The sequence below is a fragment of the Mesorhizobium sp. RCC_202 genome (assembly GCF_041355295.1).
Taxonomy (GTDB): domain Bacteria; phylum Pseudomonadota; class Alphaproteobacteria; order Rhizobiales; family Rhizobiaceae; genus Mesorhizobium.
The window spans coordinates 289,738-304,770 of record NZ_JBFUPO010000003.1 but is presented as its reverse complement, the minus strand read 5'-3'; the positions used below and the strand labels follow the sequence as shown (position 1 = coordinate 304,770).

General features: G+C 65.5%; 14 protein-coding genes. 6 read left to right on the top strand and 8 right to left on the bottom strand.

What is annotated here, in order from left to right; genetic code table 11:
• Nucleotides 1-3: 3 nt before the first annotated feature.
• Nucleotides 4-1,212: an FAD-dependent monooxygenase gene (locus AB6802_RS08810; RefSeq protein WP_371009673.1), complete on the top strand. Its 1,209-nt coding sequence runs from the start codon at nt 4-6 to the stop codon at nt 1,210-1,212.
• Nucleotides 1,213-1,627: 415 nt separating this feature from the next.
• Entirely contained in the window at nt 1,628-2,125 is a 498-nt protein-coding gene (locus AB6802_RS08805) for an N-acetyltransferase family protein (RefSeq protein ID WP_371009672.1), read from the top strand.
• 97 nt (nt 2,126-2,222) lie between these two features.
• Here AB6802_RS08805 and AB6802_RS08800 read toward each other — a convergent pair whose 3' ends face one another.
• The 4 genes from AB6802_RS08800 to AB6802_RS08785 form a co-directional block, all read right to left on the bottom strand.
• Nucleotides 2,223-3,233 carry a LacI family DNA-binding transcriptional regulator gene (locus AB6802_RS08800; RefSeq protein ID WP_371009966.1) on the bottom strand — a complete coding sequence of 337 codons (1,011 nt, stop codon included), beginning with the start codon at nt 3,231-3,233 and terminating at the stop codon, nt 2,223-2,225.
• Between the two features lie 104 nt (nt 3,234-3,337).
• Complete coding sequence (locus AB6802_RS08795) at nt 3,338-4,345, bottom strand: zinc-dependent alcohol dehydrogenase family protein (RefSeq protein ID WP_371009671.1); 1,008 nt, start codon at nt 4,343-4,345, stop codon at nt 3,338-3,340.
• A 33-nt stretch (nt 4,346-4,378) separates the two neighbouring features.
• Nucleotides 4,379-5,149 carry an L-iditol 2-dehydrogenase gene (locus tag AB6802_RS08790; protein ID WP_371009669.1) on the bottom strand — a complete coding sequence of 257 codons (771 nt, stop codon included), beginning with the start codon at nt 5,147-5,149 and terminating at the stop codon, nt 4,379-4,381.
• A gap of 173 nt (nt 5,150-5,322) precedes the next feature.
• The gene (locus AB6802_RS08785; protein WP_371009668.1) at nt 5,323-6,636 is read right to left on the bottom strand and encodes a sugar ABC transporter substrate-binding protein; all 1,314 of its coding nucleotides are present in this window, start codon (nt 6,634-6,636) and stop codon (nt 5,323-5,325) included.
• A 302-nt stretch (nt 6,637-6,938) separates the two neighbouring features.
• Here AB6802_RS08785 and AB6802_RS08780 point away from each other — a divergent pair, with 302 nt between their 5' ends.
• From AB6802_RS08780 to AB6802_RS08770, 3 genes are all read left to right on the top strand, one after another.
• Nucleotides 6,939-7,931, top strand: a complete 993-nt coding sequence (locus AB6802_RS08780) for a sugar kinase (protein WP_371009667.1) — start codon at nt 6,939-6,941, stop codon at nt 7,929-7,931.
• Nucleotides 7,932-7,933: 2 nt separating this feature from the next.
• Nucleotides 7,934-9,205 (top strand): D-tagatose-bisphosphate aldolase, class II, non-catalytic subunit, encoded by a 1,272-nt coding sequence (locus AB6802_RS08775; RefSeq protein ID WP_371009965.1) that lies wholly within the window; start codon nt 7,934-7,936, stop codon nt 9,203-9,205.
• A gap of 65 nt (nt 9,206-9,270) precedes the next feature.
• A complete protein-coding gene (locus AB6802_RS08770) occupies nt 9,271-10,272 on the top strand; it encodes an aldo/keto reductase (protein WP_371009666.1) in 1,002 nt (333 codons plus the stop codon).
• A gap of 233 nt (nt 10,273-10,505) precedes the next feature.
• On the opposite strand, the gene AB6802_RS08765 is transcribed toward AB6802_RS08770, so the two are convergent.
• The 3 genes from AB6802_RS08765 to AB6802_RS08755 all read right to left on the bottom strand — a co-directional run bounded on the left by AB6802_RS08765 (nt 10,506) and on the right by AB6802_RS08755 (nt 12,886).
• Complete coding sequence (locus AB6802_RS08765; RefSeq protein WP_371009665.1) at nt 10,506-11,135, bottom strand: glutathione S-transferase family protein; 630 nt, start codon at nt 11,133-11,135, stop codon at nt 10,506-10,508.
• 298 nt (nt 11,136-11,433) lie between these two features.
• Nucleotides 11,434-12,531 (bottom strand): flavin-containing monooxygenase, encoded by a 1,098-nt coding sequence (locus AB6802_RS08760; protein ID WP_371009664.1) that lies wholly within the window; start codon nt 12,529-12,531, stop codon nt 11,434-11,436.
• Between the two features lie 121 nt (nt 12,532-12,652).
• Nucleotides 12,653-12,886 (bottom strand): hypothetical protein, encoded by a 234-nt coding sequence (locus AB6802_RS08755; protein ID WP_371009663.1) that lies wholly within the window; start codon nt 12,884-12,886, stop codon nt 12,653-12,655.
• 118 nt (nt 12,887-13,004) lie between these two features.
• Here AB6802_RS08755 and AB6802_RS08750 point away from each other — a divergent pair, with 118 nt between their 5' ends.
• A complete protein-coding gene (locus AB6802_RS08750) occupies nt 13,005-13,604 on the top strand; it encodes a DUF922 domain-containing Zn-dependent protease (protein WP_371009662.1) in 600 nt (199 codons plus the stop codon).
• Here the strand turns inward: AB6802_RS08750 and AB6802_RS08745 are convergent.
• Nucleotides 13,601-15,025, bottom strand: a complete 1,425-nt coding sequence (locus AB6802_RS08745) for a LuxR C-terminal-related transcriptional regulator (protein WP_371009661.1) — start codon at nt 15,023-15,025, stop codon at nt 13,601-13,603. The two genes, AB6802_RS08750 and AB6802_RS08745, sit on opposite strands and share 4 nt — an antisense overlap.
• Nucleotides 15,026-15,033 lie beyond the last annotated feature (8 nt).

Genomic DNA, 15,033 nt, shown 5'->3' with positions numbered 1-15,033 from the left:
GAAATGAGCAGCGTGAAAGGCCATGAAACCCCTGCCGTTCCGGCAGACTTGGCCGAAGTCGACGTGGCGATCGTCGGCGCCGGATTGGCGGGCACAAGCCTGGCCGCGGTGCTGGGCAAGGCCGGCTACAAAGTCGCGCTGATCGACCCGCATCTGGTCCATCATGAAGAGTTCCGGGCCGAGAAGATCGGCATGTCGCAGATGCAGGTGTTCGAGAAGATCGGGCTTGGCCCCGCCATCAGGCCGCTGGTCACGCCGATGACCGACATCCATGTCTACCGCCTCGGCCAGTTCTTCCAGCGCGAGCAGAAATGGGAGTTCGCCTTTTCCTACGGCGCGCTGGTCAACGGCATGCGCCAGGCGCTGCCGGCCAACGTGCCGCTCACCGTGGGCAAGGTCGCCGAGGTCTCGACCGGACCGGACAAACAACGCCTGGTGCTGACCGATGGCAATGTCATCGAGGCCCGCCTTCTGGTGGTGGCCACAGGCTACAGCGAGGCCATCCGGCGCGCCATCGGCATCGAGCGCGTCGAGGAGTCCAAGGCGCATTCGCTGTCGATCGGCTTCGACCTCGCGATCAAGCCGCATGAATGCGCCTTCAGCGCCGTCACCTGCTATGCGAAACGCCCGTCCGACCGCATCGCCTATCTCAGCGTGTTCCCGATCGGCGACCGCATGCGCGGCAACATGTTCGGCTACCATACAGTGGCCGAGGATTGGACGCGCAGGTTCCGCGAAAACCCGCAACAGATGTTGTGCGACCTGATGCCGGAGATCGCCGTCATGTGCGGCAATTTCGCCGTCGCCAGCCCGGTCGAGGTCAGGCAGGTCAGCCTGACGACGACCAAGGGCCACCGCCGCGCCGGCGTCGTCACCATCGGCGACGCGTTCTGGACGACATGCCCGACGCCCGGCATCGGCATCAACCGCGTTGTCAACGATGTCGACCGGCTTGCCTCGACCTACATCCCGCAATGGCTCGAGACGCCCGGCATGGACGCCGACAAGATCTGCGCCTTCTACGACGATCCGGTGAAGGTCGCGACCGACGAAGCCGGCATGCGCTCCAGCATCTACGCCAAGCAGATCACCATCGAGACGGGGGTCGAATGGCGGCTGCGCCGGCTCCGCAACAACACCGCGCGCCAGCTGATGATCCTCGGCCGCAAGTTCCGCCACGCCGGACAACCGGGCATGCCGCGCATGGCGTAGGCAAAGGCAATTCCAGGAGAAGTGTACGGTTCTCCGTTCGGAATTGCGCAAAGACTATTGGGGGTAGAGCGGTTCGGCGTTTTCTCGGACACGATGAACCGTTCTAGGGATTTTTATCCCGCCGTCCTGTTTTCAGGGCAACCACACATCCAGCCGATCCCCCTCGCCGGGGCACCCGAGGTTCTCCACCGCGGAACCAACTCGTGTGCCCATTGTGCGGGGAAGGTGCCCGGGCGGAGTCCTCCACCCAGGAAAGGCGAACCCGTGCCCTGCCGCGGGTCTCCGCCTCGCTCCGCCCGGCGCCTCTCTCTTTCTGGAAGAGCGCCGTCGGCTGGCATCCCCTGGCGTGGCCCAACCTGAAGAGATTGGCTGCCGTCGTCGCGTCGCTATATCTTCTTGAGCGAAGGAGATTGGCATGACCCATATCCGGGCAATGACGCGGAACGACGTTGACGATGTGTCGCGGCTGCTCGGCGCCTCGTGGCGACGCACCTATTCGCCGATCATGGGCGCCTCGACCGCTGCCCGGCTCTCCGACGACAGGCACACTCCGGAAGCGCTCGCGACCGAACTCGAGGACGAGGACAACATGTCCTTCGTCGCAGAGCGCGGTGATGGCTCCATTGCCGGCTACGCCATGGCGGTGATGGACAAGCAGGGCGACGTCATGCTGGAACGCCTGCATATCGAGCCGCAGGAATTCGGCAGCGGGCTGGCCGCCGACCTCCTGCATGCCGTGCTGGCCGCGCATGCCGGCCTTCCGAGCATCGCGCTGGAGGTGATCGAGGGCAACGACCGTGCCGTCGCCTTCTACCGCAAGCACGGCTTCGAGGTCGTCGAGCGCCGCCAAGCCGCGCATGGCGTCGGCGGCCACGCCTCGCTGATCATGCGGCGATTGCTGGCGAGGGCTTAGAATTCGGCGCTGGTGGGGCACGCCCCCCTCTGTCCTGCCGGACATCTCCCCCACAAGGGGGGAGATTGGCAGCTTTGCCGAAGGCGGATAAATGGCCTCACGCCGAGCGGCGCAGCATCAGCTCGGCGTTGAGCAGGATGCGCTCGCCGCCGCGCTTGGCGGCTGAAGGCTGGTCGTCGAGCCGCTTCAGCAACAGCTCGATCGCCAGGCGGCCGATCTCGTTGTAGTTCTGCGCCACGGTGGTGATCGGCGGGCAGGCGTAGCGCGACAGAGGGTGGTCGTCATGGCCGGCGACGCGCAGGTCGCAATCGGCGCCGTGGCCGACTTTCAGGCCAAGCTCATAGGCGGCGCTGATGACGCCGAAGGCGATGCGGTCGTTGGCGCACAGCACCGTGCCGGTCGGGAAGCCGCCGGCCTTCAAGATACGCAGCGCCTCGTCATAGCCGAATTTTTCGAAATCCCAGGAGCGCGCATCTTCGACCGGCACGATCACCGGCGTCATCTTGAACTGCTGCATGGCCTCGACATAGGCTTCTTGCCTGGCGCCGGCGTTGTTGTTGACCAGCGGCATGGCGAAGTAGCAGGGCGGCTCGCCGGAGCGGCAGAGATAATCGACGATCAGCCGGAAACTCTGGCGGTTGTCGGTGCCGACGAAGGACGAGGTCTCGTCGAGCGGCGAGTCGACATAGATCAGCGGGATCGACGCGCCGAGCTCGGCCAGGATGCGGTGGTGCGAGCGCACGCCGAGCGGGGCGATGATGGCGCCGGCGATGTTCATGGACCGAAAGGTCTGGATCGCCTGATCCTCCATCTCGGCGCGGCCGTCGGAGGAGAGCACGAAAGCGAGGAAGCCCGCCTCGTTGGCGATCGTCTCGATGCGCCGCGTCAGCGCCATGTAGAACGGATCGGTCGAGTTCGGCACGATGACGCCGAGGATGTTGGAGCGCCGCCGGTTCAGATTGACGGCGAACATGCTTGGCCGGAAATCGGATTTCTTCAGCGCCGCCTCGATGGCGCTGCGGGTGTTCTTGCGCACCGAATTCGGATCGTTGAAGTATTTTGAGACCGTGGTGCGCGACAGGCCGACAAAGTCGGAAAAATCCTCCATTGTCCTGATCGTCTTTGCCATCCGTCTGCCCCTTCGGTACCGCCCTCGCGACTGAATACTTGAGTCACTGCTCAGCGCAAAGGCGGGCGATCACGCGCTCCCGGTCAAGCCTCGGCCGAGAATTGCACCTTCATCGTCGCCGGATCGCCGCTGTGCCTGGAAAAGAAGGGCAGCATCTCGGCAAGCGGCAGCTGGTGGCTGACCAGCCGGGACATCGTGCCGTCGTCGTGGCTCAGTATCTCGAGCGCTTGCGGGATGTTGCGGTTCAGCGAATACGAGCCGGCGAGCCTTATCTGGCGGCGGAAGATCTCGAACGGGGCGACCGCGATGCGCGCGTCCGGCGCGCAGACGCCGAAGATCAGCGCCGTGCCGCCATCGGCGGTGAAGCCGACCATGCCTTCGACCACTTTGGCGACGCCGGTGGCGTCGGCGACGAAGTCGAAGCTTTTCGCTCGCGCCGCAAGCTGCTCAGAGCCGGAGACGAAGGGGGTCAATCCGAGCGCCTCGGCGAAGGCCAGGCGCGGCTCGCTGATGTCGGCGACGCCGACCTCCGCCACGCCCTTGGCCTTGAGCGACAGCGCCATCAACAGACCGATCGGCCCGGCGCCGAAAACCAGCGCGGACGCCGGCCGGCTCGCCTCGACGCCGGCCGCGCCAAGTCCGTTCAAGACGCAGGCGAGCGGCTCGGCGAGTGCTGCGGTGGCGAAATCGAGATCGCCGATCGCATGCAGATGGCCGACCTTGACCAGGCTGTATTCGGCAAAGCCGCCATTTTCCGTGACGCCATAGGCTTTGAGCGTGGCGCAGAGATTGGTGAGGCCCTTGCGGCAGGCGGCGCAATGGCCGCAAGGAATGTTGGGATCGACCGCGACCCGGTCGCCAGGCTGCACCGATGTCACGCCCTCGGCCACCGCTTCAACGGTGCCGGCATATTCATGGCCCGGAATCAGCGGAAACGCCCCTTCCCCGTAGCGGCCATGCAGCACCTCGATGTCGGTGTGGCAAAGGCCGGCCGAGCGGACCCGCACCAGCGCATGGCCGGATCTGACCTTCGGCGTCTCGAGCTCCGCCATGCCGGCAACGCCTGCGGCGGCAAATCGGACGGCTTTCATTTTTCTCTCCTCGATCGTCGCCCCAATGCCGGCTCAGCTCATCCAGTTGCCGCCGTCGACATTGTAGGTCTGGGCCAGGATGTAATCGCTGTCGGACGAAGCGAGGAACACGGCGAGCCCGGCAATATCCTGCGGATTGGCGAAGCGGCCGATCGGCACCGCCTTGGCCACCTGTGCCTTCTTCTCGCCGGGCTTCAGGCCTTCCCATTTGGCGAAATGCGCGTCGACGACATCCCAATGCTCGCCGTCGACGACGCCGGGCGCGATCGCGTTGACGTTGATGCCGTGCTTGACGAGCGCAAGGGCTGCCGATTGCGTGGCCGAGATGATCGCCGCCTTGGAGGCGCAGTAGAGCGTCACCAGCGCCTCGCCGCGGCGGCCCGCCTGGCTTGCCATGTTGATGATCTTGCCGCCACGGCCACGCGCGATCATCAGGTTGGAGACGGCCTTCATCATGAACAGCGGCGCCTTGAGGTTGATGGCGAAGACGCGCTCGTAGCTCTCGGGCGTGATGTCGGTGATCGGCGCCATATCGAAGATAGCGGCGTTGTTGACCAGAATGTCGATGCCGCCGAATTCGTGATCGACCTCAGCGGCGATGCTCTCGATGGCGGCAAGGTCGGTGACGTCGAGTTTTTTGGCGCTGGCCGCCGGGCCGATCCCGGCCGCGGCCTTGGTCGCGCGCTCGATGTCGATGTCGGCGATCACCACGCGCGCGCCCTCGCGCACAAAGGCCTGGGCGAAGCCAAGGCCGATGCCGCGCGCGCCGCCGGTAATCAGGGCAGTTTTGTTGTCGAGCTTCATAGCAGTTTCCAGTCCTGTCCGCGTTTCGTTGCAGCCGCCCGCCGGCTCGAGAAGGCACGGATCCGGCTAGACAGCGGATTCGCGCATTCTCCGGCCCGCCGCAAGGGAGTGCTGCGGCGGGCCGGATACCGGAGAGCGGCGCACGTTACGCTCTCCGGCCTGCCTGAGCTCAGCTATTTGATGTAGCCCGCCTCCTCCATCGTCTTCTCGACGGAGGTCTGGGCGCCGTTCAGCGCGTCGTCCACCGACTGCTCGCCGGTGACCGCGGCGGCGACCGCCTGGCCGACCTGCGTGCCGATGCCCTGGAATTCGGGAATGGCGACGAACTGGATGCCGGTATAGGGCACCGGGTCCTTGGTCTGCTTGGTCGGATCGGCGGATTCGATCGCGGCAAGCACGGTCGCGGCGAAGGGCGCCGCCTTCTGGTAGTCCGGGCTGGCATAGGTGGATTTGCGCGTTCCCGGCGGTGCGGCGACCCAGCCTTCGGTCTCGCCGACGCGCTGGACATAGGCCTTCGAGGTCGCCCATTTGACGAAGGATTTCGCCGTATCCGCCTTCTTGGTCGAGGCGGGAATCGCGAGGCTCCAGGCCCAGCCCCAGGCCGAGCCGTTCGGCGTGACGGCGACCGGCGCCTTGGCAAAGGCAACCTTGTCGGCGACCTTGCTCTGCTTCGGGTCATAGACGCGGCCGGCGGCCGAGGTGGCGTCGATCCACATGGCGCAATGTCCGGAGGCAAACAGCGTCTGGTTCTCGTTGAAGCCGTTGGAGCTGATGCCCGGAGGTCCGTCCTTCTTCATGGTGTCGACATACCAACCGATCGCCTTCTTCCAGGCGTCGGAGTTGATCTGCGGCTTCCAGTTCATGTCGAACCATTGGCCGCCGAACGTGTTCACCAGCGTGCCGACAAAGGCCATGTTCTCGCCCCAGCCCGGCTTGCCGCGCAGGCACAGCCCATACTGCTCCTTCGATTTGTCGGTGAGCTTGTCGGCGAATTCGGTGATCTGGTCGTAGGTCGGCTGTTCCGGCATCTTCAGGCCGGCGGCGTCGAACAAATCCTTGCGGTAGAGCGTGAACGAGCTCTCGGCGTAGAACGGCACGGCGTAGAGGTTGCCGTCGACGGTGAGACCGCTGCGCACCGGCGCGATGAGGTCGTCGTAATCATAGTCGGCGCCGAGGTCGTTGAGCGGCGTAAGCCAGCCGGCCTTGCCCCAAATCGGCGTTTCGTAACCACCGATGGTCATGACGTCGAACTGGCCGCCCTTGGTGGCGATGTCGGTGGTGACGCGCTCGCGCAGCACGTTTTCCTCCAGCACCACCCAATTGACCTTGTTGCCGGTCGCCTTTTCCCACTCCGACGACAGTTTCTGCATGATGATCATGTCGCCATTGTTGACGGTGGCGACAGTGATCTCCTCCGATAAAGCCGCGCCTGCCGTCAGCGCCGAAGCGGCGGTCGCCGCAGCCAGAATTCCAAAAAGCTTACGCATAGGCATTCCGTCTCCTCCTTTACGAATGCGCATGTGAAAGTGAACATGCGTATATATTCTATCGCGCTACAAGGCGGCCTCGTCAAGCCGCCTCTTCCCATGATTTCACGCTGCCCGGCGGTTGACTGCGTAAATTCCATCGGGTGAAAGATTTCACATGTGGAAGATTAAGTGAACGCGCGTGTAGTTTCTGTTGACTTCGGGTACGCCGCGATTTACCTCGACTGGAACCTGGCGCTATCGTGCGGCCCGCTAGCCGCGGCGATGCGCGGCCAGGCCTGGGAGAGAAGGACAGTGCAGGAATGAGCCGCGCAAGCGAGATCGCGTCCGAAAGCACGGGGCCGACAATCGTCGCCGGCGAGATCCTGGTCGAGATCATGGCGACGGAAGCCGGCCATGGCTTCCTCGAGCCGCTGAAGCTGATGGGGCCATTTCCAAGTGGCGCACCGGCCATCTTCATCGACCAGGTGGCAAAACTCGGCGGCGGCGCCGGCATTATCGCCTGCGTCGGCCGCGACGATTTCGGCGCCATCAACCTGGAACGGCTGAAGCGCGACGGCGTCGATGTCTCGGCCGTCTCCGTCAGCGCGCGCTATCCCACCGGCAGCGCCTTCGTACGCTATCGGCCCGATGGCGGTCGCGACTTCGTCTACAACATCGCCGAATCCGCCGCCGGCCGCATCACGCTTACCGATGAAGCACGGCGGCTGGCCGACGGCGCCGGCCATCTGCATGTCATGGGTTCGGCGCTGGCGATCGCCGGCCTCAAGGAGATCGTCGCCTATGCCTTGAAAGCAATCCGCGCGCGCGGCGGCTCGACATCGTTCGACCCCAATGTGCGCAAGGAACTGATCGACTTAGGCGGCGGGCTGTTTTCCGCGCTTGTCGACGACGCCGACCTGCTGCTGCCCTCCGGCGACGAATTGCTCGCGGCCGCGGGTGTCGCGGACGAGGCCCAGGCGGTAGCGGCGCTGATGGCGCGCGGCGTCGGCGAGATCGTGCTGAAGCGCGGGGCGGCTGGCTCGACCCGCTTCGGCGCCGACGGCAGCCGTACCGACTGCCCGGGCTTCCTGGTCGAGGAAGTGGACCCGACCGGCGCCGGCGACTGTTTCGGCGCGACTTACCTCACCTGCCGGCGCAAGGGCATGCAACCTGAAAAGGCGCTGCTCTACGCCAACGCCGCCGGCGCGCTCAACGTGACGCGGCGCGGGCCGATGGAAGGCCTTGCCGGCTTCGAGGCGCTCGACCGTTTCATTGCCGGTGCGGATCGGGCCGGCGCGGATCGGGCCAAATGACGATGAACCCGCTCCAGGGCCTCGCCGCCGCACGCGCGAAAGGCAAACCCTACGGCATCACCTCGGTGTGTTCGGCGCATCCGCTGGTCATCCAGGCGGCGGTCCGGCGCGCCGTCGCCGATGATGACGTGGTGCTGCTGATCGAGGCGACCTGCAACCAGGTCAACCAGTTCGGCGGCTATACCGGCATGACGCCGGATCTTTTCGTCGCCTTCGTCAAGGAGATCGCCGGCCGCGAGGGGCTCCCCGCCGAGCGCATCATCTTCGGCGGCGATCATCTGGGACCGAACCCGTGGAAAGCCGAGCCTGCCGGCGAGGCGATGGCCAAGGCCGAAGCAATGGTCACGGCCTATGTCTGGGCCGGCTTCAGCAAGATCCATCTCGACGCCTCGATGGGCTGCGCCGGCGAGCCGGCGGCGCTCGACGACGAGACGATCGCCGCGCGGGCCGCACGGCTCGCCAAGGCGGCAGAAAAGGCCGCGCGGGCGCGGGGCGGTACCCTGCCGCTCTATATCATCGGCACCGAGGTGCCGGTGCCCGGCGGCGCCGACCATGCCATCAGCGATCTGAAACCCACCGAGGCAAAAGCGGCGCGCCGCACCATCGATGTCCATCGCGAGATTTTTGCCCGCGAGGGATTGGACGAAGCCTTTGGCCGCGTGATTGCCGTGGTGGTGCAGCCGGGCGTCGAGTTCGGCAGCGAGAATGTCGTGCCTTACAAGCCGCAAGCATCGGCGCCGCTGACCACCCTGCTCGATCAGGAAGCCTCGCTGGTTTACGAGGCGCATTCGACCGACTATCAGGGCCGCGCGGCGCTGACGGCGCTGGTCGCCAACGGTTTTCCGATCCTCAAGGTCGGCCCTGGGCTGACCTTCGCCTTGCGCGAGGCGCTATACGGACTTGACCTCGTGGCATCCGAGATGGTCGCCAATTATGGCGAGCGCCCGCTTGCCAGGGCGATGGAGAAGGTGATGCTGTCGGCGCCCGGCCACTGGCGCAGCCACTATCACGGCGACGACAGGCGCCTCTATCTGCAGCGGCACTACAGCTACAGCGACCGCATCCGCTACTATTGGACCAACCCGGCGGCCAGTGTCGCCGTCGCGCGGCTGCGCGATGCGCTGGGCGGCGTCGCCATCCCCGAGACGCTGATGCGGCAGTTCCTGCCGACACTGCCCGCCGCGCTGGGTGCAGCCGGCGATCCGGAAGCGGTGCTCATCGCAGCGGTCGACCTGGTGCTCGCCGATTATGACGCGGCCTGCCGCCCGGCTTGACGCTGGACGCATCCCCTCACGGCCGTATAATTTAGCCGGATTGCAAATTCGGCCGGAGAGAACACATGAGCCTGGGCAAACAGAAACTTGGGTCTCAGGGGCTCGATGTCTCGGCCATAGGCCTCGGCTGCATGGGCATGAGCCAGTCCTACGGCCCGGCCGACGAGGCCGAATCCATCGCCACGCTGCATCGGGCGATCGAGGTCGGCTGCACTTTCCTCGATACGGCCGAAGTCTACGGCCCGTTCGTCAATGAGGAACTGCTCGGACGCGCGCTGCAAGGCCGGCGCGATCAGGTGACCATAGCCACCAAATTCGGCTTCCGCATCGTCGACGGCAAGCAGTCCGGCACCGATAGCCGGCCGGAGCATATCCGCGAGGTGGTGGAGGCTTCGCTGAAGCGGCTCGCCACCGACCATATCGACCTCCTCTACCAGCACCGGGTCGACCCCGCCGTGCCGATGGAGGACGTCGCCGGCGCGGTCGGCAAGTTGGTGGCTGAGGGCAAGGTGCGCTTCTTCGGCCTGTCGGAGGCCGGCATCGCCAACATCCGCCGCGCACACGCCGTGCATCCGGTCTCGGCGCTGCAGAGCGAATACTCGCTGTGGGAGCGCAACCTCGAGCCCGAGATCATTCCGGCGCTGAAGGAGCTCGGCATCGGCCTGGTGCCGTTCGCCCCGCTCGGCCGCGGCTTCCTCGCCGGCGACGTCAAGCGCGCGGAAGAGTATCCCGACACCGACTTCCGCCACCGCGATCCGCGCTACCAGGGCGAGAATTTCGACGCCAATGTCGCGGCCGCAAGCGCGGTGCGCGACATTGCCGACGCCAGGGGCGCAAAACCCGGCCAGATCGCGATCGCCTGGCTGCTCGCCAGGGGTCCGGAATTCGGCATCGACATCGTACCGATCCCCGGCACCAAGCGGCGAGCTTACCTGGAAGAAAATGTCGCTGCGGCGGACATCAAGCTGGATGCCACCGAGATGCTGGGGCTCGACATGGCGCTGGCGCCCGACAAGGTGTCGGGGCCGCGGTATACCGAGCGGGCGATGTCGATGGTGGATCGGTAGGGCGGAACGTCGGGACTATTGAACGTCGGCGCGAGGCCCCCCTCTCTGCCCTGCCGGGCATCTCCCCCTCAAGGGGGGAGATCAGATGTCACGCAGGCTTTCGCCAATTTCCACCGTCTGAAGGTGATGGCCAGCATCGAAGCTGCCAATCTCCCCCCTCGAGGGGGAGATGTCCGGCAGGACAGAGGGGGGCGCGAAGGATCGCTGCGTAGCAATCTTGGCCACAACCACCCTCACCCACCCGAATGCGGATCGATGCTGTACGGATACACCGGATAGTCCGGCCCGATCGCTTCGCCCACCCGCTCCATCCACCCACTCACCGCCGGATAATCGGCAAGCATAAAGCCGCAATCCTCGGCGCGGTGGCTGTAGGCATAGACCGCGATGTCGGCGACCGTCAGCGCATCGCCGACCAGGAACGCGGTATCCGCTAAACTGCGCTCCAGCGCCGCCAGCGTGCGCAGGCCCGCCTCGCGCTTGCCGGCAACCATCGCCTGGTTGCGCTCCAGCCGCCCGGTCAGGGTCCAGTAGCGCAGCGAACCGATGACCGGCTCGACATGGTACTGCTCGAAGAACAGCCACTGCATCACTTTCGCGCGCCGGAAGCGGTCGGACGGCAGGTAGGGCGAGCCTTCGGCGAGATAGGTCAGGATGGCGTTGGACTCGGCAATCGCTTCGCCATTTTCCAGTCCGAGCACCGGCACAGCGCCGGCGGGGTTGAGCTTCAGGAACGCGTCGGTGTGGCTCTCGCCCTCGAAGATGGAGATGATGCGGGTTTCGTAGGCGGTGCCGAGCAGGCCAAGGAGCACGCGGATTTTCCAGGCATTTTGCGAGGGGAGATAGTCGTAGAGCGTGAGCATGGTGCGGTTCCAGTTGGTGGGAATGGCTTGGCATGCGTTGATTGAGGGCGCCACCCGATTCAGGATGGTTGCAGCCCGACACAGAAAGGTCTGCGCGAGGCCCCCCTCTCTGCCCTGCCGGGCATCTCCCCCTCAAGGGGGGAGATCAGATGTCACGAAGGCTTTCGCCAATCGCCAGCGTTGCAGGAATGGCGCCGTCGACGGAGCTGCCAATCTCCCCCCTTGAGGGGGAGATGTCCGGCAGGACAGAGAGGGGGGTGACGGAACTCGACCTACGCCACTTGCACTCCTTGAAACCTCACCGCCCCGCAATATCCTTCGCCACCGCCTTTGCCTCGATACCGATCTCGCGCAGCAACCCCGTGACCGGATTATAGAACCCGACGAGATACACCCCTAACGCACTCGCCCGCGCATTCACGCCGCTTTTCTCCGGCCGCAGTTCCGCCGGCAGCAGCGCGTCATAGCCAGGACGGTAGCCGGTGGCGAAGATCACGGCGTCGAATTTTTGCGCGCGCCCGTCGGCGAAAATCGCGCCGTCCTCGCTGAAGCGGGCAATGTCGGGCGCGACGGTAATCTTGCCGGCCTTGATCGCGGCCACCGTGCCGACATCGATCACCGGAATGCGGCCGGCATCGATCTGCGCCAGGATGCCCTGCCTTGGTCGCACGATGCCGTATTTCTCAAGCCTGCCCAGGGCGAGGTTCAGGATTTTCGGGAACATCCAGTCGTTCAGCGCCTGCGGCATCGGCCGGCTGGCGATGCCGACCATCTGGATCGGGATGCCGAACAGCTGGCGCGGCACGATGTGGACGCCCTTGCGCACCGAGATCACCGGCTTCGCGCCGCTTTCGGCAAGGTCGAGCGCGATCTCCGCACCGGTGTTGCCCATGCCGATGACCAGCACGTTTTTGCCGACATAGGGCGCGGCCTCGGTGTAGGCGGCGCTGTGCAGCACCTTGCCTTTGAACGCCTCGATGCCGGGGAAGGAAGGCCGGATCGGCTCGGCGTTGTTGCCGGTGGCGATGACGACCTTGCGGGCGTTGAACGGCCCGGCATCGGTCTCCAACAGCAGGCGCTCGCCTTCGCGGCGGATGGATTTGACCGTGACGCCGAAGCGCGGCTTCAGTCCGAAACGCTCGGCATAGGCGTCCAGATAGGCCACCACCTTCTCGCGCGGAACGTAGCGAGGGTGGCTTTTCGGGAACGGCACGAAAGGCAGTGACGAGAAGGATTTCACCGTGTGCAGATGCAGCCGCCGGTAATGCCGCCGCCAGGCCGGGGCGACCTCGCTGGCCTTTTCCAGGATGACGAAATCGACGCCAGCCTGTTTCAGGCAGGCGCCGACCGCAAGACCGGCCGGCCCGGCGCCGATGATGACGACATTGGTGTCCAAATGCTTTCCTCCCGCCAAAGCGGCAAAAGCTATGACGGGGGGTGCCGGAGGAGCAAGTGGGGAGAAGCACCTAGACGGAGCGGCGCCGGCGCCTTTTTTGGGTGAGAAAGCGTCGCTGCCCCTACTCCATCGCGCCCGGCGTCCCGGGCTCGTCCTCCGGCGGTTCGAGGATCTCGATCAGTTTCGCCACACGGGCGCCGGGCATGGCGTGGCCTTCATTGACCAGCGCCTCGTCGGCGCCGATCCAGGCGAAGGCCTCGCGCAACTCCGCGAGGCTGGCGCCGGTGAGCGCGATGTCGGCGATCACGGACTCGTCGACCGGTCCAAGCACGGAAATGATGTCGTCGCGGGTCATCTTGTCCTCCCCCATGGGTCGGGATGATTGCCCAGGGAAACGGCCGACGGGCGGAGCGGGTTCCGGAAAGCGGTGGGCCGGCTTCTTCTGACCGGGGCCCGATGCTATGGCTCGCCGCATGAAGCTTGCCCTCCTCCTCGCAGCCCTGTTCCTGGCCACGCCGGCACGCGCCGACTGGAAGCCGATCGAGAAGATCGACACCTATGCCGTCTCGGGTGAGAGCGCTGAGCAGCTCTATCTCTCGATCGGCGCGAAGGGACCGGTGATCGGCAAGGACAGCACCGGGGCCGAACGGCGGGTCATCGCGCACACCAATTTCAAATTGACCTGGCAGCGCGATTACCAGCCGCAAGGCGACGGCTGCGTGCTGAAATCGGCGCGGCCGAAGCTGATCATCACCTACACGCTGCCGAAGCCAGCCGCAAAACTGCCGGCCGCCACGCAAGCGCGCTGGGACGCGTTTTCAGCCGGGTTGATCGCGCATGAGAAGGTGCACGGCGCCGGCATCGTCGAGATGGTGGACAAGATCGTCGCCTTCAGCACCGGCCTCACCGTCCAGAACGATCCCGGCTGCACGAAGATCCGCGCGCAGCTGACGCGATATCTCGACCAGCTCTCCAAGGCGCAACGCCAGGGCAGCCGCGACTTCGACAAGGTCGAATTCGGCCAGAACGGCAACATGCTGAAGCTGATCGCGGCGTTTCTGGGCGGGGGTTAGCTGAGCGTCACCAGTTTCGCCGCGTCGCGGATCGCCTGAGCAGCGTCCGGATTGGTGACGGGATAGCCCGCTATGAAACCCTCGACCGAGAAGCCGGGGAATTCGGCGCGCAGCCGGGCGGCAATTTTGGCGGCCTCGGCGCCCTCGCCCACCGTCGCATGGGCGAGCATCAGGAAAATCAGCACGTGGGGAGAATCGGGCGTGCTTCGTCTGAGCGCGGCAATGGCCTCCCGGTGCCGGCCGGCGGCAAACAGGATCCGGCCCTGCATGCCGAAATACCAAGGCGGGGCGAGCGGGTTGAGACGCATGGCGCGCTCGATCAGCGGCATCGCCTCGGCCGGATCGCCGGCGACCAGCGCCCTGCTGCCGGCAAGCAACACCAGTGTGTCGGCATGGTTGGAGCCGCATTCGAAGGCGCGGCGGTAAGCGCGCTCAGCCGCCTCGAAATCGCCGAGGCAACCCATGACGTCGCCGTAACAGGTTTGCGCGCTGCTATCGATCGGATCCAGCCGCAATGCGTTCTCCACCGACGAGCGCCATTTGCCGATCGAGGCCTTCTGGTCGTCGCCGAAGCCGTTGCAGGCCTCGATCGAATAGGCATAGGCGAGTGCGGTCCAGGCCCTGACCAGGCCAGGGTCAAGCTCCAGCGCGCGCGAAAACAGCCTGATCGCTTCCCTGTTGCCGCTGCGGCTGAAGGTGTCGTGCTGCTCGACACCCAGCAAATAGTAGTCATAGGCGCGCAGGCTGGCCGGCGGCTTGCGACCGATCGCATTGCGGCCGACCGTGGCGATCGCTCCGTAACAGCCGGCCAGCACATTGATAACGCTTTCGGTCAGGTCGTCCTGCAGCGCGAACACGTCTTCCGCCGGCCGGTCGAAACGCTCGTTCCACAGGCTGACGCCGGTCCGCGCGTCGGCAAGCTCAATCGTCAGGCGCACTCTGCTGTCGTCGGCGCGCAACTGGCCCGACACGATGTAAGTCACACCCAGCGCCTTGCCGTCGGCGGTGAAGTCGGCGGGCTTGCTGTTCAGCGACTTCATCGTGTGGAAGGCAATCACCGGCGTGTCGGCGTAGCGTGCCAGATCGACGGTGATATCCGAGGATAGCCCGTCGGCGAGACGGCGCCAGCGCTCATCGGCGCTGAGGCACTCGATCGGGAACAAAGCGAGCACCGGCGAGGCGTCGGACAAGGCCGAAGCCGAATCCTCCGAGCCGGCGGCGCCGTTGATGTGCCTGGCAAGCGCGACCTTGTTGCGCACGCCGAGCTTCTCATAGATCGCGGCGAGATGGGTGCGCACCGTGGAGGGGGCAATGAAAAGCGCCTCGCCGATCTCGCGATAGGTCAAGCCTGCCGCAAATCTTTCCGCCACCGCGCGCTCGCGCTCCGACAATGCCTGCGAAGTCGTCACGATAGAATTCATGACCCGTC

Excerpts from the sequence above, each read along its gene's own strand:
- AB6802_RS08750 (WP_371009662.1), top strand. The coding sequence starts at position 13,005 with ATGAAGCTTGCCCTCCTCCTCGCAGCCCTGTTCCTGGCCACGCCGGCA.
- AB6802_RS08795 (WP_371009671.1), bottom strand. The coding sequence starts at position 4,345 with ATGAAAGCCGTCCGATTTGCCGCCGCAGGCGTTGCCGGCATGGCGGAG.
- AB6802_RS08755 (WP_371009663.1), bottom strand. The coding sequence starts at position 12,886 with ATGACCCGCGACGACATCATTTCCGTGCTTGGACCGGTCGACGAGTCC.
- AB6802_RS08780 (WP_371009667.1), top strand. The coding sequence starts at position 6,939 with ATGAGCCGCGCAAGCGAGATCGCGTCCGAAAGCACGGGGCCGACAATC.
- AB6802_RS08805 (WP_371009672.1), top strand. The coding sequence starts at position 1,628 with ATGACCCATATCCGGGCAATGACGCGGAACGACGTTGACGATGTGTCG.
- AB6802_RS08785 (WP_371009668.1), bottom strand. The coding sequence starts at position 6,636 with ATGCGTAAGCTTTTTGGAATTCTGGCTGCGGCGACCGCCGCTTCGGCG.
- AB6802_RS08775 (WP_371009965.1), top strand. The coding sequence starts at position 7,934 with ATGAACCCGCTCCAGGGCCTCGCCGCCGCACGCGCGAAAGGCAAACCC.
- AB6802_RS08800 (WP_371009966.1), bottom strand. The coding sequence starts at position 3,233 with ATGGAGGATTTTTCCGACTTTGTCGGCCTGTCGCGCACCACGGTCTCA.
- AB6802_RS08790 (WP_371009669.1), bottom strand. The coding sequence starts at position 5,149 with ATGAAGCTCGACAACAAAACTGCCCTGATTACCGGCGGCGCGCGCGGC.
- AB6802_RS08745 (WP_371009661.1), bottom strand. The coding sequence starts at position 15,025 with ATGAATTCTATCGTGACGACTTCGCAGGCATTGTCGGAGCGCGAGCGC.
- AB6802_RS08770 (WP_371009666.1), top strand. The coding sequence starts at position 9,271 with ATGAGCCTGGGCAAACAGAAACTTGGGTCTCAGGGGCTCGATGTCTCG.
- AB6802_RS08810 (WP_371009673.1), top strand. The coding sequence starts at position 4 with ATGAGCAGCGTGAAAGGCCATGAAACCCCTGCCGTTCCGGCAGACTTG.
- AB6802_RS08765 (WP_371009665.1), bottom strand. The coding sequence starts at position 11,135 with ATGCTCACGCTCTACGACTATCTCCCCTCGCAAAATGCCTGGAAAATC.